This window comes from Paenibacillus sp. GL_099_B, from assembly GCF_057835695.1.
In genome coordinates, this window is sequence record NZ_CM174430.1 from 1,979,868 (window position 1) to 2,003,186 (window position 23,319).

At 45.9% G+C, this 23,319-nt stretch carries 21 protein-coding genes; 19 read left to right on the top strand and 2 right to left on the bottom strand.

Features of this window, described 5'->3' with window-relative positions; all coding sequences use genetic code 11:
- The first annotated feature begins 89 nt into the window (after window positions 1-89).
- From AC3ITG_RS09275 to AC3ITG_RS09340, 14 genes are all read left to right on the top strand, one after another.
- Window positions 90-863, top strand: coding sequence for a 3D domain-containing protein (locus AC3ITG_RS09275; RefSeq protein WP_489253540.1), 774 nt, complete (start codon window positions 90-92; stop codon window positions 861-863).
- A gap of 112 nt (window positions 864-975) precedes the next feature.
- Window positions 976-1,161 (top strand): hypothetical protein, encoded by a 186-nt coding sequence (locus tag AC3ITG_RS09280; RefSeq protein ID WP_379446904.1) that lies wholly within the window; start codon window positions 976-978, stop codon window positions 1,159-1,161.
- 169 nt (window positions 1,162-1,330) lie between these two features.
- The gene (liaF, locus tag AC3ITG_RS09285; protein ID WP_489253541.1) at window positions 1,331-2,368 is read left to right on the top strand and encodes a cell wall-active antibiotics response protein LiaF; all 1,038 of its coding nucleotides are present in this window, start codon (window positions 1,331-1,333) and stop codon (window positions 2,366-2,368) included.
- Window positions 2,369-2,371: 3 nt separating this feature from the next.
- A complete protein-coding gene (locus AC3ITG_RS09290) occupies window positions 2,372-3,409 on the top strand; it encodes a sensor histidine kinase (protein WP_413376889.1) in 1,038 nt (345 codons plus the stop codon).
- Window positions 3,406-4,068 carry a response regulator gene (locus AC3ITG_RS09295; protein ID WP_376032682.1) on the top strand — a complete coding sequence of 221 codons (663 nt, stop codon included), beginning with the start codon at window positions 3,406-3,408 and terminating at the stop codon, window positions 4,066-4,068. Before AC3ITG_RS09290 ends, AC3ITG_RS09295 begins: the two co-directional genes overlap by 4 nt.
- A 148-nt stretch (window positions 4,069-4,216) precedes the next feature.
- Window positions 4,217-5,908, top strand: coding sequence for a S1C family serine protease (locus tag AC3ITG_RS09300; protein ID WP_489253542.1), 1,692 nt, complete (start codon window positions 4,217-4,219; stop codon window positions 5,906-5,908).
- Window positions 5,909-6,106: 198 nt separating this feature from the next.
- Window positions 6,107-6,796, top strand: a complete 690-nt coding sequence (locus AC3ITG_RS09305; RefSeq protein ID WP_076289894.1) for a response regulator transcription factor — start codon at window positions 6,107-6,109, stop codon at window positions 6,794-6,796.
- Window position 6,797: 1 nt separating this feature from the next.
- Window positions 6,798-8,258: a sensor histidine kinase gene (locus AC3ITG_RS09310; RefSeq protein WP_063564240.1), complete on the top strand. Its 1,461-nt coding sequence runs from the start codon at window positions 6,798-6,800 to the stop codon at window positions 8,256-8,258.
- 68 nt (window positions 8,259-8,326) lie between these two features.
- A complete protein-coding gene (locus AC3ITG_RS09315) occupies window positions 8,327-9,280 on the top strand; it encodes a 4-hydroxy-3-methylbut-2-enyl diphosphate reductase (protein WP_413376894.1) in 954 nt (317 codons plus the stop codon).
- 232 nt (window positions 9,281-9,512) lie between these two features.
- On the top strand, window positions 9,513-10,577 hold the full coding sequence (gene aroF, locus AC3ITG_RS09320; RefSeq protein ID WP_063564242.1) for a 3-deoxy-7-phosphoheptulonate synthase: 1,065 nt from the start codon (window positions 9,513-9,515) through the stop codon (window positions 10,575-10,577).
- A gap of 414 nt (window positions 10,578-10,991) precedes the next feature.
- Window positions 10,992-12,416: a type I glutamate--ammonia ligase gene (glnA, locus tag AC3ITG_RS09325; RefSeq protein ID WP_413376896.1), complete on the top strand. Its 1,425-nt coding sequence runs from the start codon at window positions 10,992-10,994 to the stop codon at window positions 12,414-12,416.
- Between the two features lie 233 nt (window positions 12,417-12,649).
- Window positions 12,650-13,738 (top strand): 3-phosphoserine/phosphohydroxythreonine transaminase, encoded by a 1,089-nt coding sequence (serC, locus tag AC3ITG_RS09330; protein ID WP_489253543.1) that lies wholly within the window; start codon window positions 12,650-12,652, stop codon window positions 13,736-13,738.
- A gap of 137 nt (window positions 13,739-13,875) precedes the next feature.
- Complete coding sequence (gene trmL / locus AC3ITG_RS09335; RefSeq protein WP_053780483.1) at window positions 13,876-14,340, top strand: tRNA (uridine(34)/cytosine(34)/5-carboxymethylaminomethyluridine(34)-2'-O)-methyltransferase TrmL; 465 nt, start codon at window positions 13,876-13,878, stop codon at window positions 14,338-14,340.
- A 170-nt stretch (window positions 14,341-14,510) separates the two neighbouring features.
- Window positions 14,511-14,765 carry an AbrB/MazE/SpoVT family DNA-binding domain-containing protein gene (locus AC3ITG_RS09340; RefSeq protein ID WP_024629045.1) on the top strand — a complete coding sequence of 85 codons (255 nt, stop codon included), beginning with the start codon at window positions 14,511-14,513 and terminating at the stop codon, window positions 14,763-14,765.
- Between the two features lie 95 nt (window positions 14,766-14,860).
- Here the strand turns inward: AC3ITG_RS09340 and AC3ITG_RS09345 are convergent, their stop codons facing one another.
- Window positions 14,861-15,292 (bottom strand): GNAT family N-acetyltransferase, encoded by a 432-nt coding sequence (locus AC3ITG_RS09345; protein ID WP_489253544.1) that lies wholly within the window; start codon window positions 15,290-15,292, stop codon window positions 14,861-14,863.
- Window positions 15,289-16,206 (bottom strand): serine hydrolase domain-containing protein, encoded by a 918-nt coding sequence (locus AC3ITG_RS09350; protein ID WP_413376903.1) that lies wholly within the window; start codon window positions 16,204-16,206, stop codon window positions 15,289-15,291. Before AC3ITG_RS09350 ends, AC3ITG_RS09345 begins: the two co-directional genes overlap by 4 nt.
- A gap of 464 nt (window positions 16,207-16,670) precedes the next feature.
- Between AC3ITG_RS09350 and AC3ITG_RS09355 the strand changes: the two genes are divergently transcribed.
- The 5 genes from AC3ITG_RS09355 (at window position 16,671) to bglX (ending at window position 23,280) form a co-directional block, all read left to right on the top strand.
- On the top strand, window positions 16,671-17,435 hold the full coding sequence (locus AC3ITG_RS09355) for an alpha/beta hydrolase (protein WP_489253545.1): 765 nt from the start codon (window positions 16,671-16,673) through the stop codon (window positions 17,433-17,435).
- Between the two features lie 11 nt (window positions 17,436-17,446).
- On the top strand, window positions 17,447-18,406 hold the full coding sequence (locus AC3ITG_RS09360) for an ABC transporter permease (protein WP_063564249.1): 960 nt from the start codon (window positions 17,447-17,449) through the stop codon (window positions 18,404-18,406).
- A gap of 18 nt (window positions 18,407-18,424) precedes the next feature.
- Window positions 18,425-19,327 (top strand): carbohydrate ABC transporter permease, encoded by a 903-nt coding sequence (locus tag AC3ITG_RS09365; protein ID WP_063564250.1) that lies wholly within the window; start codon window positions 18,425-18,427, stop codon window positions 19,325-19,327.
- Between the two features lie 54 nt (window positions 19,328-19,381).
- Entirely contained in the window at window positions 19,382-20,980 is a 1,599-nt protein-coding gene (locus AC3ITG_RS09370; protein WP_489253546.1) for a type 2 periplasmic-binding domain-containing protein, read from the top strand.
- Between the two features lie 134 nt (window positions 20,981-21,114).
- On the top strand, window positions 21,115-23,280 hold the full coding sequence (gene bglX / locus AC3ITG_RS09375) for a beta-glucosidase BglX (RefSeq protein WP_489253547.1): 2,166 nt from the start codon (window positions 21,115-21,117) through the stop codon (window positions 23,278-23,280).
- Window positions 23,281-23,319 lie beyond the last annotated feature (39 nt).

Here is a 23,319-nt window from a genome sequence, read left to right on the forward strand (position 1 = left end):
TCTAGACATCCGGTTTAGAAGCCATAACGGGGAAAAGTATAGAATTTTTTCATTTTGGAAAACCTTTGCAGTAAGGGGGAGGTTCTATAATGAAAAAGCAATTCTTAATTCAAAAGAAAAACATAAGGTTCATCATCTCTTGCTGTGTAGTGCTCACCGGAGTAGTCTTGAACTGGAATCAGGCAGAAGCGTATACCTTTGAAGAGGAAAATGAAGTCATGTATGTGGAGAATAAGCACAGCGAAATTTCAAATGAGTTTGAGGGTGTATATCCAGAAACAACAGTTTATGAATACAGCGATCAGGCTCAACTCACAACCTTGGTATATATGGGGTTTTTATGGTCTCCGCAGCCTATTGTTATTCCACGACCGGAAATTCCTGAAAAGAAGACCGGAGTTGACCCGTCCATGCCGGTGCTCGCTCCGCGTACAGAACAGGTATTGGATACACACAAGGTGACGGCTACCGGATACACTGCAGGCGTGGAATCTACCGGAAAAGGTCCAAAACATCCTCAATACGGAATTACGTATTCAGGTGTAAAGGTGCGCCGCGATAAAGAAACGGTCTCAACGATTGCAGCGGATCCGAAGCTGTTCCCACTGGGCTCCATTTTATATATTCCCGGTTACGGTTACGGCATCGTTGCAGACACGGGCTCGGCGATCAAGGGCAATAAAATTGATCTCTATTTCCCTACAACAAAGCAAGTGTATAAAGAATGGGGCAAAAAGGACGTTGAAGTACAGGTGATCAAACAAGGTGCCGGAAAATGTACTGAAAAAATGCTGGAAGAGTTATCCGAAGCCATCGATGTGTACAAATCCGTACCGGATGCATGGCTGGACAAGGCTGTTTAATGTTGAATTTTAATACATGAATAACGTACGCGCACTCGTCACATAATACTCTCTGGGGACGAACCCCGCGTTGCAGACATGCAATGTAAATATGAAGAGAGAGGTGATCGTCGTGGCTAAGAAATCTCAAGGTTCACAAACGCCAAACGAGAAGTACAATGCAGAGTTTGGAGAAGAGAATGCAGCAAGCAAAGTGAAACAATCGCAACAAAACAAAGTGAAGGATAACTTCCAAACACCTGATGAAAAATACAATGCTGAGTTCGGTACTGAGAACACAGGCAAAACTCAAAAGTAAATCACTGCAAAAACACCTTGGAGGATTTCTCCAAGGTGTTTTTAATTTTTACATAAATATCCTTCCGCCTCCGTCTGAAGACCGAGATCAATTCCATCTGCCGCCGCTGTTAACCAACCCTTGTCTGTTGTAAACTGGATACAGAATACAGACAAAGGAGACATGAGCGATGAAACGATCTACGCGGGACCGCTGGTGGGTTGGCATTCCTCTTATTGCGATTGGCGCAATAATATTGTTCAGGCAATTGGGCTATGACATAGATATCGGATACATGTTCAGAACATATTGGCCGTTATTTTTGATTTGGTGGGGTGTAAAAGGTATAACCGAAATTCGGCGCAACGGGAGTCATGCATTGATCGGACCCGCCATTGTACTGGCGATTGGTGGATACTTCTTGGCACGCAATCTGGGATGGATCGATTACTCCATGGGTGAGTTTATACGCTACCTGATACCGGTGATGCTTATTGGTGGGGGATTGTTCGTTCTGATCGGACCTCGTCGTCGTGACCGGAAACATCATGACCAAGTACAACCGCCTCCACCACCGGAGCCGCCTTATAAGCCATTGTCCCCTGAGGACCTTGAAATGCCGTCTTCGTTTGACGAACAGTTCGAGAAAACATTTGGCAAACCGAAACAGGAACAAAAGAATGATTCGCATGGCTCATTTTATGCAGATAAAGAAGACCATAAATCACACGGACATCAACATCATCAACACAAGCATAAAGGTTTCGGTTCAAATAAAAAGGCATATGGAACATTTGATGACGATGACCACTATGATGATGATCCGAATTATTATGGTGGCCATGGAAATACGATTAACAAATCGGCATTTATCGGTGATATGTATATGGGACAGGAAGTGTTCTCCCTGAAACCGATGAACATTTCGGCATTTATTGGCGATACGGTTATTGATTTGACGAAGGCGCAAATACCTTACGGTGAGACGAAGATTAACATTTCCTCTTTTATCGGGGATGTGAAGGTATTTGTTCCGGAAGATATGGATCTGGGTGTGACTGTGACGACGAACTCGTTTATTGGAGACATGTCGCTGTTAAATCAAAAGCGGGGTGGATTCCTAAGCAGTGCTCAAGCTGAAACAGCTCATTATCGCGAAGCAGGAAAAAAAGTAAGGATTGTCGTTAGTGTGTTTATTGGAGATGTCAAAGTGAATAAGGTGGGTTAACGCATGATTCGAACGATTCTCAAAGCAAATAAGTGGGAACTGATGATGTATTTTGCGCTGACCGGACTCATTACTTTGGGTGGGTTTTACTTGCTGTACGGGGAAGTGCTGATGGGAACAGGGCGTCAGCGTGCGTGGACCTATGTTGCTGTTGTTCTACTGGCTACCGTAATCACGGGATATATTGCCGCCTTGCGGCTTCAACGCAAGATTGATCTACTGGATCTCAACATGCTGAAAGTGTCCAAAGGCAATCTCTCCGTTCGTATGCCTGAGGCAGATGATGCCTCCTTCGGGCGGGTATATCAGGAATTCAATGTCATGATGGATTCGATTGAGAAAAAAATGAGATTGCTTCAGCGGCTCGGTGAGCAGGAAGTCATTGAGAAGGAACAGGCATCGGAACGCGCCGTGATTGAAGAGCGCAAACGGATGGCAAGAGATTTGCATGATACGGTCAGCCAGCAGCTTTTCGCCATGCATATGTCGGCTTCCTCCTTACCACGTCTGCTTGAGATGAATCCCGAGCATGGCAGCAAAGTGCTGGATCAACTTATTCAGATGTCGCATATCGCACAACGGCAGATGCGCGGGCTTATTGCTCAGCTTCGCCCAGTGGAGTTGGAGGGAAGGAATCTTGGCGAAGCGCTGGATAGCTGGTTCCCGGATTATTGTAGGCAGAATGGTTTAAAAGGAGTGAAAGAGCTGGAACTGGATGGCGGAATTTCCGATGCCATCGAGCACCAGCTGTTTCTTGTTATTCAGGAAGCGGTCGCTAATGTGGTAAAACATGCGGAAGCGGGTCTGGTCAGCCTGTCCATACGAGAGAGTGAACATCAGATCAGCATGAGCATTAGTGATGATGGTCAAGGTTTTTTGCAGCAAGCGGAACGGCCTGGTTCATACGGATTATCAACGATGCGTGAACGGGCAGAGAAACTTGGGGGTCAGGTTCAGATTATATCGAAGCCGGGAGCGGGGACGACGGTGCGGGTATTCATCCCGAAATTCCCGAAAGAACCAGAGGGGGAAACGGAATGAGCGGAAAAGTGAATGTAATGATTGTGGATGATCATGATATGGTGCGGATGGGGTTAAAAACGTATCTTATGTTGGAGCCTACATTTCATGTGATGGGGGAAGCGGGTAACGGACAGGATGCATTGAATCAGCTGCGCAAGCTGGGAGAAAACGATCTGCCTGACCTGATCCTGATGGACCTGATGATGCCGGTGATGAATGGCGCGGAAGCGACACAAGCGATCATGACCGAATTTCCGGGGATGAAAATTGTGATGCTGACCAGTTTTCTGGAGGATGACCTTGTCGTACAAGCGATTGAAGCCGGAGCGGTCAGTTATGTACTGAAGACGGTATCTGCTGAAGAGTTAATCTATGCTCTGCAAGGAGCATACCGAGGTATGCCTGTAATGACAGGCGACGTATCACAGGCATTGACCCGTGGCATCAGGCAGCGCACAGCAAGAGAGAACGAATCCGGACTGACGGAACGAGAAAAGGAAGTGCTTTTACTGATTGCAGAGGGCAAGACCAATAAGGACATCGGGGAAGAACTACATATTAGTATCAAAACCGTCAAAACTCATGTGAGCAATCTGCTGATGAAATGTGAAATGGACGATCGGACACAGCTTGCAATCTACGCTCATCGTCAGGGCTGGGTGAAGAATAAGGGTTAGAATGCAGATTTGGCGGGAAAAATGTTCTATAACAGCGTGCTTTTATCTCCTTTTTAATTGTTTTTAAGGTACGGTTAAGGTTTAAAGTACAAAATAAGGACAGTTAAAGAATATCTCTTGCGAAGAAGAGATTGGGAGGTAGAGAGGCATGGACGAACGTAATTACAGAGCGAACCGTCAAGACGAGGAAAATGAAACTAAACAAGCGGAGAATCGCAATTCATCCGGGACGGACGATTCCTCCTATTATTATTCTTATGGACCTTTTCAGTCCGTGAATCAGGAAGATACAGCAAGTTATAATGGGGAACAAAATCAACGTGAAGAAGGAAATGTAGAGATTACAAGACCTGACCCCGTGAAGCCCGTACCTACTTACTACAGTAATTACAGTAACGAATCATCTGATCAAGCCAATACGTCATCCAGAGGGGGCGGTAATGGTTCAGGTAACGGAGGAGATCAAGGGAACGGCGGCAAGAACAATGGCAATTGGAATTATAACAACCGTCGGCCACGTTCTTCTGTAAGATCGCTCCTGTTCTCTTTCATCGCCGGGATGCTGGTCATTACAGTGCTGATGTATACAGCGGACAGAACAAACATGTTTACCCCACAGGAAGCGCTGACAAGTGCAGACAATGAAAGCTCCAGTCAGTCATCTTCTCCTACTAACTCAGGCAGCAGCAATAACGTGACAGCGTCATTACTGCCAACGGGCAAAGAGGATGTATCCTCTGTAGTAACGAGTACAAGTCCGGCTGTCGTCAAAATCGAAACACTTGCTAAGCAGTCTACACGCAGCAGCAGCCAGGGTGGTTCTACGATGAGTGATCCATTGTACCAATACTTCTTTGGTAATGGAAGCAATGGCGGAACAGATAGCTACCAAGGCCAAAATCAGCAGCAACAGCAACAAAGCAGCAATCAGTTGGTTCCACTCGGCATTGGATCCGGATTTATTTTTGACAAAGAAGGCTACATCCTGACGAACCAACACGTGGTTCAGGGTGCAGATGTGATTCAGGTAACGTTGGAGAACAACAGCAAACCGTATGAAGCTAAATTGCTGGGAAGCAGCTTCGACCTTGACCTTGCCGTATTGAAAATTGAGAAAAACAGCGGTGATGATGCTTTCCCTGTCGCTCCACTGGGCGATTCTAACAGTACACAAGTTGGTGAATGGCTTGTAGCTATTGGTAACCCGGAAGGTTTTGAACATACAGTTACTGCAGGTGTGTTGAGTGCGAAAGAACGTACGATCAGCATTCCTGATGAAGAAACAGGCAAAACTCGTGAGTATAGCCACTTGTTACAAACGGATGCTTCCATTAATCCTGGTAACTCCGGTGGACCGTTGCTTAACCTCAATGGCGAAGTCATTGGTATGAACGTTGCGGTTAGCGCGGATGCACAGGGCATTGGGTTTGCCATTCCTTCGAGTGTAATCTCGGATGCGGTTAAATATCTGAAAGAAAACAAAGAAGTTCCCAAAGAGCCCGTACCGTTCATTGGTGCATCTCTGATGGCCCTCACTCCTGAAGTGGCTAAACAGATGGGAACGGATATCACTGAAGGTTCAGTTGTAGCCAGCACGATTTATCAATCCCCTGCTTACCAAGCTGACCTGCGTGCTTATGACATCATCACAGGTGCCAATGGTACAGCGTACAACACAAGCCAGGATTTGATTGATTTCATCAAGAAACAGGAAATTGGCAGTGAAGTGACACTGAATGTGGTTCGGGACGGCAAAAAAATGGATGTGAAACTCAAAATCGGCAACAAAAACGATTACGATACTACACAAACGACGGATCAACAACAACAGCAACCTTAATGCCGAATCATGGATTATAGAATAAGAGGTTTAGAAGAGCGGAAGGGTTCGAGGGCCCTTTCGCTTTTTTTGCACTATATACGTTTGTACTCCATCAAGGGTGGACTTGAAATGCAACAAGGTATTTGGAGAAGATGCAGATTGGGCTTTTGGCTGTTACAATGAGATTAAAACGTTAAAGGATAAAGGAGAAAGACCATGCGCTCAACTATTCTGATTGTTGATGATGATGAAAAAATCGTGTCCATGCTTCGGCGGGGACTTGCTTTTGAAGGATATGATGTACAGACAGCTTCCAATGGGGCGGAGGGCCTCAGTAAGCTGATGGATAAAGAGCCGGATATCGTGGTTCTTGATGTCATGATGCCGCAAATTGACGGGTTTGAAGTATGCCGCAGACTTAGAGAAGCAGGGAGCAAGGTTCCCGTGCTGATGCTCACTGCCAAAGATGAAGTACAGAGCCGGGTAATTGGGCTGGATACAGGTGCAGATGATTATCTCGTGAAGCCGTTTGCACTTGAAGAATTGTTAGCTCGTGTCCGTGCCTTACTGCGTCGTAAAGCGGATATAGCGGACACTCCTGATAATCGTCTTATGTATGAGGATATTATTCTGGATAATGATTCTCGTGAGGTGTTGCGTGACGGTCAGCGTCTGGAACTGACTGCCAAGGAGTTCGAATTGCTGAATCTGTTCATGCAAAATCCGAAACGTGTGCTGTCCCGTGATCTGATTATGGATAAAATCTGGGGTTATGATTACAGTGGTGAATCCAATGTGCTCGAAGTGTATATTGCCATGCTCAGACAAAAAACCGAGGAATACGGCGGCAAACGTTTGATCCAGACGATCCGGGGAGCCGGTTATATTTTGAGAGGTGACTCCTGACATGTCCATTCGGTTAAGATTAACCGCGTGGTATTCAGGCATCTTGGCAGCCGTGCTCATTTTTTGGGGAGTTGTGATCTACGCTTTTGTTTATTTTAATACGTATCAAGAAGTGGAACAGCAACTGAAAGATAAAAGTGAACGAATTACGAATCAGATTGGTGTCAATCCGCTGTCACAGTCGCTGGACCTGGACCCTTTTACGGAAAGTCAGCTTCAGGAAGCTCAGATATACATCCAGTTGTGGGATTACCAGAGCAGATCTGGTAAAATCTCAGGCAATATGGAGAAGCTTCAGATTCAATTTCCCGTTGTGAAATCCAATGAGATCCAGAAAAAGCGTGGAATATCCAAGATCTATGTGAATGGGACCCCTTTCTTGGTGAATCAACAGCCCCTGTCTCTTCAGGGAACCAACGAAATAAGGGGACTCCTTCAAGTCGGCGCCAATGTTAGTTCCCAGGAACGATTGCTGGAAGCTCTGCGAAATATTCTGGTTTTTGGCTGGCTTGTAGCGATGGCACTTGCGATTACTTCGGGTCTGATTCTGGCTCGCAAATCCATGCGTCCGCTCGTCAATGTGATTGATGCCGCCAATCAGATTCAGTCCGGGGATGACCTTAGTGTGCGTATTCAATACACGGGTCCCAAGGATGAGATTGGACGTCTGATTGAAACAGTCAATAATATGCTTGAACGAACAGAACTTTCATTCCGTGGGCTCGAGGAGACGAATAAAGCTCAGCGCAGATTTGTGTCTGATGCCTCGCATGAGCTGCGTACACCGCTGACCACGATCCGTGGCAATGTGGACTTCCTTAAGAAGCTGTGGGATCAGGAGAGCACGGACCGACCGAATTTGGACGAAGAAACGGTTAAACAAATGTCGCTCGAAGCGATAGAGGATATGGCGGATGAAGGCAAACGCATGAGCAGGCTGATTAGTGACATGCTGTCTTTGGCCAGAGCCGATACAGGACAGAAAATCGAACTGAATCCGATCCCGTTGCAAATTTTGGTGCAGGAAGTGGCTCGCAGATCGCAATTCCTTGATCATCAGGCAGACTGGCGTCCAGGGGATCTATCGATTCTGAATGGCATATATGTGAACGGCAGCAAGGACTATTTGCAGCAGATGCTGTTTATTTTTATCGAGAATGCTTTCAAGTACACTCCAGATGGTTCGGTTACGCTTGATGCGATACTTTATAAAGGTCAGGTAGGACTGCGAATCAGTGATACGGGGATCGGAATGGATAGGGATGAAGTTCCGTTTATCTTTGACCGGTTCTATCGGGCGGATGAATCCCGCGGTGCCACACCAGGTATAGGTCTGGGATTATCGATCGCGAAGTGGATCATTGAGGAACACCAAGGATCTGTCGAGGTTGTAACCAGACGTGGAGAAGGAACGACCTTTATCATTTGGTTGCCGGTTGTCTTTGCTCCGCCTATCGAATAAGGTTATAATAGACTGGACTGCAATTACATCGGCTATCTTTGCCGAGAAAGAAAGCGGGTGGCAACCAAGTGGAAGTACTACGAATTTCGCCGCGGGGATATTGTTACGGAGTTGTGGATGCGATGGTGCTCGCGCGCCAGGCGGCACGCAATCTGGACCTACCACGGCCTATTTATATATTGGGTATGATTGTGCATAATCAACATGTGACGGACTCTTTTGAAGATGAGGGCATTATTACACTGGACGGACCGAATCGGATTGATATTTTGAGCCAGGTAGAGACTGGAACAGTGATCTTTACGGCCCATGGTGTATCTCCGGAAGTGCGTAAGATGGCACGTGATAAAGGCCTGACTACAGTGGATGCAACTTGTCCGGATGTAACCAAAACCCATGACCTTATTCGGGAGAAGACGGCTGAAGGATACGACATTATCTATATTGGGAAAAGGAACCATCCAGAGCCTGAAGGTGCGGTTGGTGTTGCACCCAATCATGTTCATCTGATCGAGCAGGAAGAGGAGATTGACGGACTGAACGTACCTCCCGGTAAAATCCTTATTACGAATCAGACAACGATGAGCCAATGGGACATTAAACACATTATGAGCCGTCTTCTGGAGAAGTATCCAGGCGCAGAGATTCATAATGAGATATGCTTGGCTACCCAAGTCCGTCAGGAAGCTGTTGCTGAACAGGCAGGGCAGGCAGATCTGGTCATCGTTGTAGGTGATCCTCGCAGTAATAACTCCAACCGGCTTGCACAAGTATCGGAGGAAATTGCGGGTGTAACGGCATATCGTGTATCAGATGTGGCGGAGATTCAGCAGGAATGGCTGAAAGGTGTGAATAAGGTGGCGGTTACTTCAGGCGCTTCAACGCCAACACCCATCACGAAGGAAGTCATCCTGTATCTGGAGCAGTATGAACATGACAAGCCGGAAACATGGGAAATCAAGCGTACGGTGAATATGAGCAAACTGCTACCTCCTGTAAGGGAAAAGACTCGTACGACGTAAACGAACATTAATATAAGAATCTTGCAGTACAGAGCCGAAATCCGGTGACTGACTGCAGGATTCTTTTTTTTGAGGGGGATAAGAGTCGGCTTGACTGAAAAGGGTGAATATGTTATATTTACTTTAGTGGATAAAAGCTTGAAAGCGAACAAGCGTTTAAGCGAAGAAGAGTTTTGGAGATTAAATCAGACGCGCTTAAGGCGCTCTCATACAAGGAAGGATGGGATTTATAATGATCGTTATTGCAGGTAAAGCTACTCCGGAGGAACATATTCAGGATATCGTCGCTACAATTGAAAAGGAAGGGCTTCAGGTTCATATCTCGCGTGGAGAGGACCGCACCATCATTGGTTTGATTGGTAAAGTAGAGCCGAAAATGGCTGAGCATCTCCGTCAAATGAAAGGTGTGGAGAATGTCGTCAAGATTTCGAAGTCCTACAAATTAGCAAGCCGTGACTTCCATCCTCAAGATACCGTGATCTCCATCAAAGGAGTAGACATTGGCGGGAAAGAACTCGTCGTTATGGGCGGACCTTGTGCGGTTGAATCAGCCGCACAGATTGATGAGATTGCCGGACTGGTTAAGGCTGCCGGTGGACAGGTGCTACGCGGTGGTGCATTTAAGCCACGTACAGGTCCATACAGCTTCCAGGGAACGGGTGTTGAAGGTCTGATCATGATGGCAGAAGCAGGCAAGAAACATGACCTGTTAACCATTACAGAAGTCATGACGCCTGAATATGTGGATATTTGTGCCGAGTACGCAGACATTCTGCAAGTAGGTACACGTAACATGCAGAACTTCGATTTGCTGCGCAAGTTGGGTGAGTGTGGCAAACCGGTATTGCTGAAACGTGGTTTCAGTGCAACTTATGATGAGCTGTTGAATGCGGCGGAATACATTCTTGCGGGTGGCAACCCGAATGTAATGTTGTGTGAGCGTGGTATTCGTACATTCGAATCCTACACACGCAATACGCTCGACCTGTCGGCCATCCCTGTCCTGCAGTCTCTCAGTCATCTGCCAGTCATTTCGGACCCAAGTCATGGTACTGGTCGACGTGAACTGGTTGAACCGATGACGAAGGCTTCTGTTGCTGCTGGTGCTAACGGCCTAATTATCGAAATGCATACGGACCCGGATAACTCCATGACGGGTGACGGCGTGCAGTCTCTGTTCCCTGACCAATTTGCCAACCTGCTTCAGGATCTGGAGAAATTGGCACCAATCGTCGGTAAAACATTCAACACAGCCAAACAACCGGCGGAGTTCTTTCCGGCACGAGTTGGCGTATAACTGATCATCATAATATAGGTAATATATATCATCCGGGCATCTGTCCTGACTTCGTTCAATGAGAATGGGGCTAGGACAAAATGTCCGGTTTTTATGTTATTTGGAGCTTTGAACGCATTTATTAATCATAGGTGATAAGAAACATTTATGATGTAATGTTATTTCCATAATTTAGGGTAAATATACCCCTGCTTTACCGCATTAAACTAGTTAAATGTAGTATATTTACGTTGTTAAGTGAAATAAATAGGTTTATAAAATGTAAGCATAGCTTACATAGTCGCAAAAAATACCTTACATAAGTATTGACGATGTCACATTTGAGATTTTATAATGACGACAGAAAAAAATTCGAATATGGACATTTTCTTAGCGGGGTTGTTTAATGTTCGGAATATTTGGGAGGACGAATACATGTCGGTTGAAAACGTATTGAAATCAATTCAAGAGAACAACATCGAGTGGGTAGATTTTCGTTTTGTAGATTTATCCGGTCGTGCGCACCACATCTCGTTACCAGCTTCGGCAGTTGACGCAGACACTTTTGTAAATGGAGTAGCCTTTGATGGTTCTTCTATTCAAGGTTTCCGCGGAATTGAAGAGTCCGATATGGTTATGATTCCAGATCCTGAAGCGACTTATGTCGATCCGTTCACAGCACACCCTACATTGAATGTTATGTGTGATATCTTCACTCCGGATGGCGAGCGTTATGAGCGTGACCCACGCGGTATCGCAGTCAAAGCGGAAGAGTTCCTAAAAGAAAGCGGAGTAGGTACAGCAGCATTCTTCGCACCTGAATCCGAATTCTTCATCTTCGACGATGTACGTTATGAGAGCGGCACGAACAGCTCTTCCTATTTCGTAGATTCCGAAGAAGCTTCATGGAACACAAACCGCAAGGAAGACGGCGGTAACCTGGGATTCAAAGTTCGCACTAAAGGCGGATATGTTCCTGTAGCTCCAGTGGATACACAACAAGATATTCGTAGTGAAATGTGTCGCATTTTGGAAGAAGCGGGTCTCTCGATCGAGCGTCACCACCATGAAGTGGCGACAGCAGGTCAAGCCGAAATCAACTTCCGTTTTGATACGTTGAAGAAAACAGCAGATAACCTGCTTGTATACAAATACATCGTGCATAACACTGCACGTCAATATGGTAAAGTTGCAACATTCATGCCAAAACCACTGTTTGGTGACAACGGTAGCGGAATGCACGTTCACCAATCCATCTTCGATGGCGATTCCCCATTGTTCTATGACAAAGCGGGATATGCGAACCTGAGCGAAATGGCTTTGCACTACATCGGAGGAATTTTGTACCACGCACCAGCTCTGATTGCTTTGACTAACCCTAGTACGAACTCATTCAAACGTCTCGTACCTGGTTATGAAGCACCGGTTAACCTGGTTTACTCCAAAGGTAACCGTTCGGCAGCAGTACGTATTCCGGTTGCAGCTGTGACACCGAAAGGCTGTCGTATCGAGTTCCGTACACCGGACTCCACAGCTAACCCTTACCTGGCGTTCTCCGCAATGCTGATGGCGGGTCTGGATGGTATCAAACGCAAAATCAACCCTACTGAGCTTGGATATGGTCCGCTCGACAAAAACATTTATGATTTGTCTGATGCAGACAAAGAAAATATCCGCAGTGTGCCAGCTTCCCTGGAAGAAGCGCTTGACGCTCTGGCAGCGGACAACGAATTCTTGACTGAAGGCGGCGTCTTCACGAAAGAATTCATTGAAAACTACATCAACCTCAAACGTGACGAAGCGAAAGCAGTAGCAATTCGCATTCATCCGCATGAGTACAGCCTCTACTTCGACTGCTAATCCGGTCGGAACAGAAACTGTTCCCAATGTAAAGCCTCCGGGACTCGCTCTCGGAGGCTTTTCCTTGAATTAAGCGATGTAGTGCATTAACTTTGCAGGGTGATAAAGGAATTTGATAACCCTGATTCGCAGCTTCGGTGCTTATTGCCCTTGAAGCAGATAGGGAATACTGATATCATAGCGATAATATTCACTTCATATGTCAGCTACGGATGGAAAGGGCGGGGGATTTTGTGACAAAGAGAGCGTATAATTTTAATGCAGGACCTGCGGCGTTGCCACTTGAGGTTCTGGAGCGTGCTCAGGCAGAATTTGTTGATTTTCGGAATACAGGGATGTCGATTATGGAGATGTCTCACCGTGGAGCGGTGTATGAATCTGTACATAATGAAGCTCAGGAGCGCTTGTTGTCTCTGCTAGGCAACCCCAAAGGATACAAGGTCCTCTTCCTGCAGGGCGGAGCCAGCACTCAGTTCGCCATGCTGCCGATGAACCTGCTCGGGGAAGGGCAGACAGCCAGTTACGTCATGACAGGCAGCTGGGCCAAGAAGGCACTGTCTGAGGCGAAACTGATTGGGGAGACGCAGGTCGCTGCATCTTCCGAAGCGGATAAATACATGAAATTGCCGGATGTGTCGAATCTTAGCTTCTCGGATCGCACAGCCTATGTTCATTTGACGTCTAACGAAACAATTGAGGGAACGCAATTCAAGTCATTCCCGGATACCGGTTCAGTTCCACTTATTGCCGACATGTCGAGTGACATCTTCTGCAAACCGTTTGATCTTAATCAATTCGGCATGATCTATGCAGGTGCACAGAAGAACCTGGGCCCATCAGGGATTACGGTAGTTATTGCTCGCGAAGAACTGGTTAGTGAATCTCCTAAAACGATTCCGACGATTCTTCGTTATAGTACACATGTGGACAACAATTCTCTCTATAATACACCACCGTCTTTCTCCGTATACATGGTGAATGAGGTTCTGAAATGGATCGAGGAACAAGGCGGATTGGCTGGAATTGAACAGAAGAACGTGAAGAAAGCAGATTTGCTCTATAATGTCATCGATTCCTCCGGAGACTTCTACCGTGGTTGTGTAGATCCGGCAGATCGTTCCCTGATGAATGTGACCTTCCGCCTGGCTAACGAGGAATTGGAGAAACAGTTTATCAAGGCTTCGGAGCAAGAAGGTTTTGTTGGTCTGAAAGGGCATCGGAGTGTGGGTGGCCTGCGTGCTTCCATTTACAATGCTGCTCCATATGAAAGTGTTAAAGCACTTACGGACTTCATGAGCCACTTCCAGAAGACAAATGGATAAATAACCTGGCAGCGAGTTGTGAATTCAAGCATTCACACTTGTGCTTTACCAGAGCCTTCCACATTGACGTGTGGAGGGCTTTTCTTTAAGATTAGAGAATTGTTGTTTACATGAAATGAAAAGGAGATTGAACACATATGGCTTTACATATCGTTCTGGTTGAACCGGAGATTCCGGCAAATACAGGAAATATTTCTCGTACATGTGCGGCTACCGGCACACATTTGCATCTCGTGCGTCCACTCGGATTCCGTACGGATGATGCCACACTGAAACGCGCGGGTCTGGATTACTGGCATGCCGTTCATATTGAATATCATGATTCGTTTGCCGAGGTTCAGGAACAGTATCCTGAAGGGCGTTTCTTCTACGCAACCACGAAGGCGAAGAACCGTTATAGCGATTTTAATTTTCAGGATGGAGATTTTCTAGTGTTCGGTAAGGAGACAAAAGGCCTTCCTCCAGAATTAATTGCTGCTAATCCAGATACTTGTATGAAGATGCCAATGACAGGTGATGTCAGATCTTTGAACTTGTCAAACTCAGCAGCAATCATTGTGTATGAGGCATTGCGTCAACTTAATTTCCCGGGTCTGGATTAATCCGATTCGCGTATAAGTGACGGTTAGAATTCGCTAAAAAAACATTTTTCAAAAAAAAGGACAAAAAATGTTTATTTCCAGCAGGATTCGACAAAATCTTGGCGAATTAATAAACATAGTACAAATGTACCTAGAAATTTAGAGTAAGATAGGAGAGGTGTGCCGTAGCTATGAAGCCAGCTGGAGTCGTTCGCAAAGTTGACCAATTGGGTAGGATCGTATTGCCTAAATCTTTGCGTAAAAGGTATCAAATGAATGAGGGAGATCCTGTAGAGATCTTAGTACAAGGGGACCATATCATTCTAGAGAGATACCGTCCAAAATGTATTTTTTGTGGATCGATGGAAGAAGTCAATGAGTTCAAAGAGCGTTACATATGCGCACAATGTTTAGATGAAATGACCCAGCTTCCACAGCACGGGTAAAATAAAAAGTATCATGACCTCTGAAGGTCATGATACTTTTTTTGTGTGAAAAAAACCATTTCCACTTCTATTTTACCGGGATTAAACGAAGGAGATCAGCTATTAGTGTCGTACTCCATCACCCAATATTTTTCCCCGGCTGTACCTTCTTCAATGACTTTTTTCCAACCTTGGCGCTCATAAAAGCCCATAGCGTTATGATTCTCCGATACACACTTCAATCGAATCGGTTGTTCCATGTTTGCAATGGATGCCTCAAGTAAACGCGCTCCTACACCTATGCCAATAAAACCGGGATGGACAAAAAGGTGGTGGATAAAGTTGTCGGGAAGGTATAGCGAAGCGAAGCCGAGAAGTTGTCCTTCTTCATTTTCAGCCACGATAATATATTCTTCTACGGTGTCAGTATCAAAATCCTGCAGGGACAGTTCTTCCGGATTAGCCCAGTGAAATCGGGCATGTCGCGACTCAAGATAAATGTTTCTCAACTCCGCATAATCTGCCTGAGTGGCTGCTCGTATATTCAAATGTTCCCCTCCAGAATAGGCAATATATCCGACCAAACATTATCAAGAATGGCTTGCATATTTTGTTCATCACTATTGATGGCAACGACGGACTCCAGTGTAGGTAGGACAACGCATAGTTGACCATTGGCGCCATCAGCACGGTAAGCGTTATGGGAACATCTCCAGAATTGATATCCATAACCTTGTCCCCAGTCGCCGTCTCCTGGTGTAGGGATCTGTTGTGTTGTCGCTAATCGGATCCATTCCGTAGGAATGAGCTGCTTGCCATTCCAGTGGCCCTCCTGAAGCAACAGTTGACCGAATCTACCTAATTCCTCGTTGGTGAGCTGCAGGCCCGCACAGCCCAATGTAATGCCCAAGGGAGAAGTCTCCCACTCTACATTCGTAATACCCAGTGGCTCGAATAGCCGGGGAATCAGATAGTCCTTAACGGTTTGATCGGTGGCAGCCTGAAACATGGCGGAGATCATAAACGTATCTGCACTGCTGTATGTAAACGTTTCACCAGGAACTCTGTTCAAAGGAAGGGACATGTAATATTTCGCCCAATCTTTCTCAGGAAGGGTGGCTCGCTCTTCTGCCCATAACACGGGTACGTCATGCCCCGAGGACATCCGTAGCAAATCATACAGGGTGAGATCTGCAGGAGGGAAGGCTGTTAAATGAGAAGCAGGTGTTGGTGATGTGAAATAGTCACCGAGTCTGGATTCAAGTGTAAGTGTGCCTTCATCCAAAGCCAATCCAATCGCCATACAGGTAAACGATTTGCTGACGGAATGCTGTAAACGGCGCATATCACTGGTGCGATCCCACGCTCCGATTGTAACCCCTTTCTGCAATACCCGAACAGAATGAACGTTTAACTGCTGCTCATCTATATGATGAACAAAAGAATTAATAATACTCGACATCTTAACATCCTTTCAAAAAAAGAAGAATTTTTGCTGTTGGTGAAACGTTTCCGCAATCTGGATCAAAAATTAGAACTTATGTTAGTACAAACTCGGTTCAATGTCAATGAAGATGTGTAAACGATTACTTATAGGATATTGTTTTACATTAGAAGTGCCTTTTGACGCAAATTTTATCACGAAAAATCAGTTTTTTGAGAAAAAAGCGCGAAATTTGTAAAAAGGTTATTGACAGGGTTTGCACTTCGGGATTATGATTTATTCGAAACGATTCGAAGAAATCGCTTCCACGTAAAAAGTGTTGTAATCAAGTCCAAGTAAATCAACGTTGGCTATGTTTTGAAACGATTCGAGAAAATCGTTTCGATAACCAAGCGAAATACGGGGGAATCACTGGAAGTTGCAACAAAAAGGCAGAGAAATAGAAGTTTACAGACAGCAGCCGACGATGAAAGGGGTTACATATGGCGCATATAACGATCGAAACCGGATCGCCTACGTTATGCATGAATACAAGCATACATGTAGTGTCCAGTGACTCCGGAGACACTTCAGGCGGTACGCTATATTTGCTGCATGGTGCAGGTGATAATGCAAGTACATGGCAACGTTTGACTACAATTGAAATGTACGCAGAGCAATATGGCTGTACCATCATTATGCCAGAAGCGAACCGAAGCTATTACACCGATATGGAATACGGCCTGAATTACTTCCATTACATCACTCAGGAGCTGCCTGAATTCTGCAGGCGTCAGCTCAATCTCAATACAGACCCGGCCAAGACTTTCGTCGCCGGTCTATCCATGGGTGGGTACGGTGCATTGAAATGTGCACTGACATATCCCGAGAGGTATCGCAAGGCGGTGTCCTTATCAGGTGTAACTGATATTCAGACCCGGCTTCATGATCCGGAGATGCCATCAGGCATGATCAAGGAAATGAAAGCGGTTTTTGGAGAACGGTTACAGGTAAAACCCGATCAGGACCTATACGCACTGTCTGCAAAGCTGTTGAAGCAAGGTGGAAATTTACCGGATATTCTGAGTTGTTGTGGTGACATCGATCCCTTTGTGGATATGAATCGCAAATTCGCGGAATACATGCAGGAGACGGACTTTAAGTTTCGGTATGTGGAGACACCGGGCACCCATGAATGGAGATTCTGGGAGCAACACCTGAGAACAATGTTTGATTTTCTGTATAACGACAAGACCAAAGTAGAGTGAGGAGATGCAATTTGAAACCTGCAGCCGAAGGACCTAGCAAAAAGCTGAAGGGAAACTTGAAAGGCAATTCGCTCTGGAGTGAAATCTGGAAGCACAGAATGACGTACACCCTGCTTATTCCAGGGCTCGTCTGGCTGATCCTGTTTGCCTACATGCCAATGGGTGGCCTGTCTCTTGCGTTTAAAGACTATAAGGCGAACCTGGGGATTTGGGGAAGCCCATGGAGCGGATTTGAGAATTTCAAATACGTTTTCCGGGATCCAACCTTTATTGACGCGGTATGGCGTACGCTGTACATCAACATTCTAAAACTGATTATTCAGTTCCCGTTCCCGATTATTCTTGCCCTGTTGCTGAATGAATTGCGGATGCGCAGAGGGAAAAAGTGGTTCCAGACGGTTCTTACGTTCCCTCACTTCCTTTCATGGATCATCGTATCCGGGGTAGTCATCAACGTCCTGGCTTATGACGGACTGGTAAACAGCGCACTTGGTTTGCTTGGATTGCCAACTATTAACTTCCTTGGTTCCGAGTCCAACTTTGTACCGATGCTGCTGTTGACGGATATTTGGAAATCAAGTGGATGGGGTGCGATTATCTTCCTGGCTGCCATTTCCGGTATTGATCAGGATCAGTATGAATCGGCGCAGATTGACGGCGCTTCCCGTATGCAGCAGATGTTCAAGATTACATTGCCAAACATTCTTCCAACAATCACCGTCATGTTCATTCTGTCGGTTGGTGGATTGATGTCTTCCGGTTTCGACCAGATCTTCAACTTGGCAAATGCCGCAACTAAAAATGTATCGGAAGTATTGGATGTATATATCTATCGGATTACGTTCCAGTCCTCAACGGACTTCTCATTCTCGACAGCGGTCAGCTTGTTCCGCTCCCTCGTGAATATGGTCTTGCTGCTTCTCGCAGACAGATTTGCCAAGTGGCTTGGCGGAGACGGTTTGTTCCGATAAGAGAGGAGGAAAAATGAAATGAGTAAGAAGTCTAACAAAAAACCGAGAATTGGTACAGAAAAAATGACATTTCTCGATTACATTATTTTCGCCATTTTACTTGTGCTTGCCCTGATGATTCTGATTCCGTTCTGGAATGTCATCATGATCTCGTTCGCAACACAAAAAGAATATGCTGACAATCCATTTTTGATGTTCCCTAAAGAATGGACATTGGATTCCTATAAGGCGTTGTTCGCTGACGGAACGATTCTGTCGGGGTACAAAAATACAATTATTTTGCTAGTCATCGGTTTGCCACTCAGCTTGTTCCTGACAACAAGCATGGCATATGGCCTTAGTCGCAACAAATTTCCGTTCAAGAAATTTCTCTTTTTCCTAGTACTGTTCACCATGATCTTTAATGGTGGTATTGTACCGCTGTACCTGATCATGAAATCACTTCACCTTACAGGTACGCTGTGGTCCGTTATCCTGGCGGGAAGCTTCAGTGCTTTCAACATGATTCTGATGATGAACTACTTCTATACCTTGCCTGAATCGCTGATGGAATCGGCGAGATTGGATGGAGCAGGAGAGTGGAGAATCCTGTTCTCAGTTGTTCTTCCGCTGGCTACACCAATTATGGCTACAATCACGTTGTTCTACGGTGTGGCTTACTGGAACAGTTGGTACGATGCGATGATATTCCTTCGAAAAGCGGATCAGTTACCGCTCCAGAATGTACTCAGAAACATTATCGTCACATCCCAGACGAACGCATCCAATGCATCCAGTGTGGATGCTGCCCAAGCAAGCAATTTCTCAATGGGTATGAAGATGGCGGCAGTATTTGTCACCATGGTACCAATTATGTGTTTCTTCCCAATGCTGCAAAAACACTTTGCCAAAGGGGTATTAACAGGGGCTATCAAGACCTGATTATACGTATAGGATTTTGCATTAAAATTCTACTAAAAAACATGGGGGTAAAACATGAAAACGAACAAAAAGTTGTCAGTAAGAGCTCTCTTTGCCATCACGCTTAGTGTAGTTATGCTGATGGTGACCGCTTGTTCCAGCCAAGGAGCTTCAGGTGGTAACGAAAAAGATGCAGAGGGAAATTACAAAGACAACCTGACCATCTCTGTAGCTAACCTGACAGAAATCAAAAACGGGAACTTGGATAATGACTTCCACAAATTCTGGACAGACAAGTTCAATGTAACATGGGATTACAACTATATCGATTGGGATTCATGGGGCGAGAAGCTTCGTCTGTGGATCAACTCTGGCGATTTGCCGGATGTAGCAGTATGGAACTACGTGCATGGCGATGCCATGAACAGTATTGATCAAGGCCTGTTCTACAAATTCCCGGATGACTGGAAAGAACGCTGGCCTAACGTGGCAGCAGCCTACAAGTTGACCGGTCTTGGAGACAAGCTGGAAGAACTGACGGGTGGAACATATGTCCTGCCAAGACCAATCTATTTCGAGAACAAACCTGCTGACCCATTGACGAACCAAATTGGTGTCATTGCGCTTCGTAAAGACTGGGCTGAAGCGGTTGGTTTCGAACTAAAAGATGCATATACAACTACTGAATTGAATGAATACGCTGAGCTTGTGAAAGAAAAAGATCCAGGCAAAGTGGGCAACAAACTTGTACCTCTATCCTACAATGCGGCAGATGCAATGACGAATATCATTATGCCGAACAGTGTGCATGCCATGACTGACTCTCCGTTCTATAAAGGAGAAGATGGCCAGTTCCACTGGGGACCATCAGATCCTGAAACTCTGACAGGACTTAAATTGATGCAAAAAGCCTACAAAGATGGCTTGCTCAATCCTGAGTTCTACACATGGAAAAACAATGAAGGTCAAAACAACTTCAAAGTAACAGGTACAGCTGCAGTAACAAGTCTGGGCGGACTGGCTTCGTACAGACAAGGTCTGGATTCCGATATGAGAAAGAATCTGGGTGTAGATAGTGATGACCTGGTACACACAGCAATCGTATTGGGCGAAGACGGGAAATACCGTAACATGGAGCAAGCCAACTTCTGGTCTGCATTGATCTTCAATCCGAACATCAGTGACGAGAAATTCGAACGGATCATGGATCTAATCGACTACTCGACTACCAAAGAAGGACAACTGCTCATCAACATGGGCTTCGAAGGTAAAGATTGGAAATATGATGAAAACAAAGAACTGGTTAGTTTGCTGCCAGAAGGAACTGTTCTGGAAGACAAATACCCAGCACGTTTCGAAGGTCTGTACCTGCTGGGTGATGACTTCAGTGTTGTAAACCCTGCAATTAAAAAGGATTACCGTGATAGAGCTGTGAAGCTGTTCGAGGAAAAAGCAAAACTCGGTACAGAAGGTCAATCACTCGCAACATACGACTGGGATGTCAACCTGTACGATTCCAAAGCTAAAAGTCAGGCTTCATTCGACTACCAGAATGAATATGCCAACTTGATCCTCAAAAATGGAGATCTTGAAGCGAACTGGAAAGAATGGGTAAACAGTAAAATGTCCCTGGTTCAACCTTATCTGGATGAACTGAACAAAGAATTCAAGTAATCATTCAGTAATTAGCAAGATGGGATATGACAGGTGTGTTCTGTCTGTCCCGTCCAATCGAACCCGGTGCGCGGTCTCTCCCCGAACGCAGCCGGGTTCTTTATTTCAACAACATGTAGTGGAGGATAATGTCTATGAATAACGAACAGTTGCTAGACCTTGTAAACCAAATGACTCTGGAAGAAAAAACGGCCCAGCTGCTTCAGCTGACCGCTAACTTTTATGAAGGAACCAATGTTGAAGGTCAGATCACAGGTCCAATGGAAGAAATGGGAATCACGGAGCAGTCCGTGGATGCCAGTGGCTCCATTCTGGGATTGTCCGGTGCACAGGCCATTATTGATGTACAGCAAGCTTACCTGAAAAAAAGCCGTCTCGGCATTCCGCTCTTGTTCATGGCGGACGTCGTGCATGGTTTTAAAACCATTTTCCCCATCCCGCTAGCCATTGGCTGTTCATGGGACACCGAACTGGCTGAGAAAAGTGCTGAGATCTCAGCACGTGAATCCGCCGTATCAGGCCTCCATGTCACTTTTGCACCGATGGTCGATCTTGTTCGTGATCCGCGCTGGGGTCGAGTAATGGAGACAACAGGCGAAGATCCTTATTTGAACAGTCTATTCTCTGCGGCATTTGTACGTGGATATCAGGGCGACAGTTTGAAGGAGGAGCCGGATCGTCTGGCTGCTTGTGTAAAACACTTTGCAGCATATGGGGCAGCAGAAGGTGGACGTGATTACAACACGGTTGACATGTCTGAGCGCAACTTGCGCGAGTACTATTTACCGGCTTATAAGGCAGCACTGGATGCAGGCGTCGAAATGGTTATGGCTTCGTTCAATACCGTAGAAGGTATTCCAGCGAGCGGAAATGAGAAGCTGATGCGTGACATTTTGCGTGACGAGTGGGGCTTTGATGGTGTATTGATCTCGGATTGGGCTTCCATTCGTGAGATGATTGCTCATGGCGCAGCTGAAGATGACCGTGAAGCCGCATACCGCGCCATTCGTGCAGGAGTGGACATCGAGATGATGACACCTTGTTATGTCCATCATCTGCCAGAGTTAATCAAGAACGGGGAAGTGGAAGAAAAGCTCATTGATGAAGCGGTGCTGCGTATTCTGCAACTGAAAGAAAAGCTGGGATTGTTCGATAATCCACTGCGTGCAGCTGATCCGGAGCGTGAGCGCGAGATTGTGTTCTCGAAAGAACATCGTCAGGTATCGTACGAGCTTGCAACCAAATCGGCAGTATTGCTGAAAAATGATAATGACGTTCTTCCGCTGAAGCCAGAAGCCAATGTAGCGTTAATTGGACCTTTTGCCCAGAGTGAAGACATTCTCGGATGGTGGTCCTGTGAAGGTGTCAAAGAGGATGCTGTTAAACTCGGAACTGCTTTGCAGGAACGTCTTACTGCCGGGAAAGTTCATATGGCTCAAGGCAGCAACGTTCACACGATTACCGCTGAACAGATTGCTGAAGCGCTTGAAGTAGCAAGCAAAGCCGATCTGATCGTGCTTGCACTTGGTGAAGATTCCGAAATGAGTGGTGAAGGTGGATCGCGTACGGATATTCGTTTGCCAGCAGCTCAACTGGAATTGGTTAAACAGCTCAAAGCAGCGGGTAAACCAATCGCCAGCGTAATTTTCAACGGTCGCCCTCTGGACTTACATGGTGTATTCGAAGAATCCGATGCTGTGCTTGAAGCGTGGTTCCCGGGCAGTGAAGGTGGAGCGGCCATTGCAGATGTATTGACAGGTGTGGTGAATCCATCTGCGCGTCTGACGATGTCCTTCCCGCAATCTGTAGGCCAGATACCGGTATATTACAATCATTTTAATACAGGACGTCCACTCAATCCGCAAAAGACGGAAGAACGTTATGTTTCCAAATATATTGATAGTCCGAATGATCCACTGCTTCCATTTGGCTACGGCTTGTCATACACCTCGTTTGAGTATGGTGATCTGGAAGTTTCAAGCAATGAAATGACTGCTGATCAACCTCTGACAATCCAAGTGCGTGTAACCAATGCTGGCGAACGTGCTGGCGTAGAGACGGTTCAGTTGTACGTACGTGATGTAACCGGTGAAGTTGTGCGACCAATGCGTGAGCTGAAAGGGTATGTTAAGCTGTCACTCGCATCGGGTGAAAGTGGTACGGCTACATTTACATTAAACGAAGAACAGCTTCGTTATCATCATTCCGATTTGAGTCATCGCAGTGATAAGGGAACATTCCACATCTTTGTAGGACCAAATAGCCGCGATACATTGGAGAGTAAGTTCAAGCTGGTGTAATGGGATACACCTCATATCGATAAATGAAGGAGGATATGA

What these genes read in the sequence shown, in the direction of transcription:
- AC3ITG_RS09275 (WP_489253540.1), top strand. Translation starts at nt 90, where the DNA reads ATGAAAAAGCAATTCTTAATTCAAAAGAAAAACATAAGGTTCATCATC.
- liaF (WP_489253541.1), top strand. Translation starts at nt 1,331, where the DNA reads ATGAAACGATCTACGCGGGACCGCTGGTGGGTTGGCATTCCTCTTATT.
- AC3ITG_RS09290 (WP_413376889.1), top strand. Translation starts at nt 2,372, where the DNA reads ATGATTCGAACGATTCTCAAAGCAAATAAGTGGGAACTGATGATGTAT.
- AC3ITG_RS09295 (WP_376032682.1), top strand. Translation starts at nt 3,406, where the DNA reads ATGAGCGGAAAAGTGAATGTAATGATTGTGGATGATCATGATATGGTG.
- AC3ITG_RS09300 (WP_489253542.1), top strand. Translation starts at nt 4,217, where the DNA reads ATGGACGAACGTAATTACAGAGCGAACCGTCAAGACGAGGAAAATGAA.
- AC3ITG_RS09305 (WP_076289894.1), top strand. Translation starts at nt 6,107, where the DNA reads ATGCGCTCAACTATTCTGATTGTTGATGATGATGAAAAAATCGTGTCC.
- AC3ITG_RS09310 (WP_063564240.1), top strand. Translation starts at nt 6,798, where the DNA reads ATGTCCATTCGGTTAAGATTAACCGCGTGGTATTCAGGCATCTTGGCA.
- aroF (WP_063564242.1), top strand. Translation starts at nt 9,513, where the DNA reads ATGATCGTTATTGCAGGTAAAGCTACTCCGGAGGAACATATTCAGGAT.
- glnA (WP_413376896.1), top strand. Translation starts at nt 10,992, where the DNA reads ATGTCGGTTGAAAACGTATTGAAATCAATTCAAGAGAACAACATCGAG.
- trmL (WP_053780483.1), top strand. Translation starts at nt 13,876, where the DNA reads ATGGCTTTACATATCGTTCTGGTTGAACCGGAGATTCCGGCAAATACA.
- AC3ITG_RS09340 (WP_024629045.1), top strand. Translation starts at nt 14,511, where the DNA reads ATGAAGCCAGCTGGAGTCGTTCGCAAAGTTGACCAATTGGGTAGGATC.
- AC3ITG_RS09350 (WP_413376903.1), bottom strand. Translation starts at nt 16,206, where the DNA reads ATGTCGAGTATTATTAATTCTTTTGTTCATCATATAGATGAGCAGCAG.
- AC3ITG_RS09355 (WP_489253545.1), top strand. Translation starts at nt 16,671, where the DNA reads ATGGCGCATATAACGATCGAAACCGGATCGCCTACGTTATGCATGAAT.
- AC3ITG_RS09365 (WP_063564250.1), top strand. Translation starts at nt 18,425, where the DNA reads ATGAGTAAGAAGTCTAACAAAAAACCGAGAATTGGTACAGAAAAAATG.
- AC3ITG_RS09370 (WP_489253546.1), top strand. Translation starts at nt 19,382, where the DNA reads ATGAAAACGAACAAAAAGTTGTCAGTAAGAGCTCTCTTTGCCATCACG.
- bglX (WP_489253547.1), top strand. Translation starts at nt 21,115, where the DNA reads ATGAATAACGAACAGTTGCTAGACCTTGTAAACCAAATGACTCTGGAA.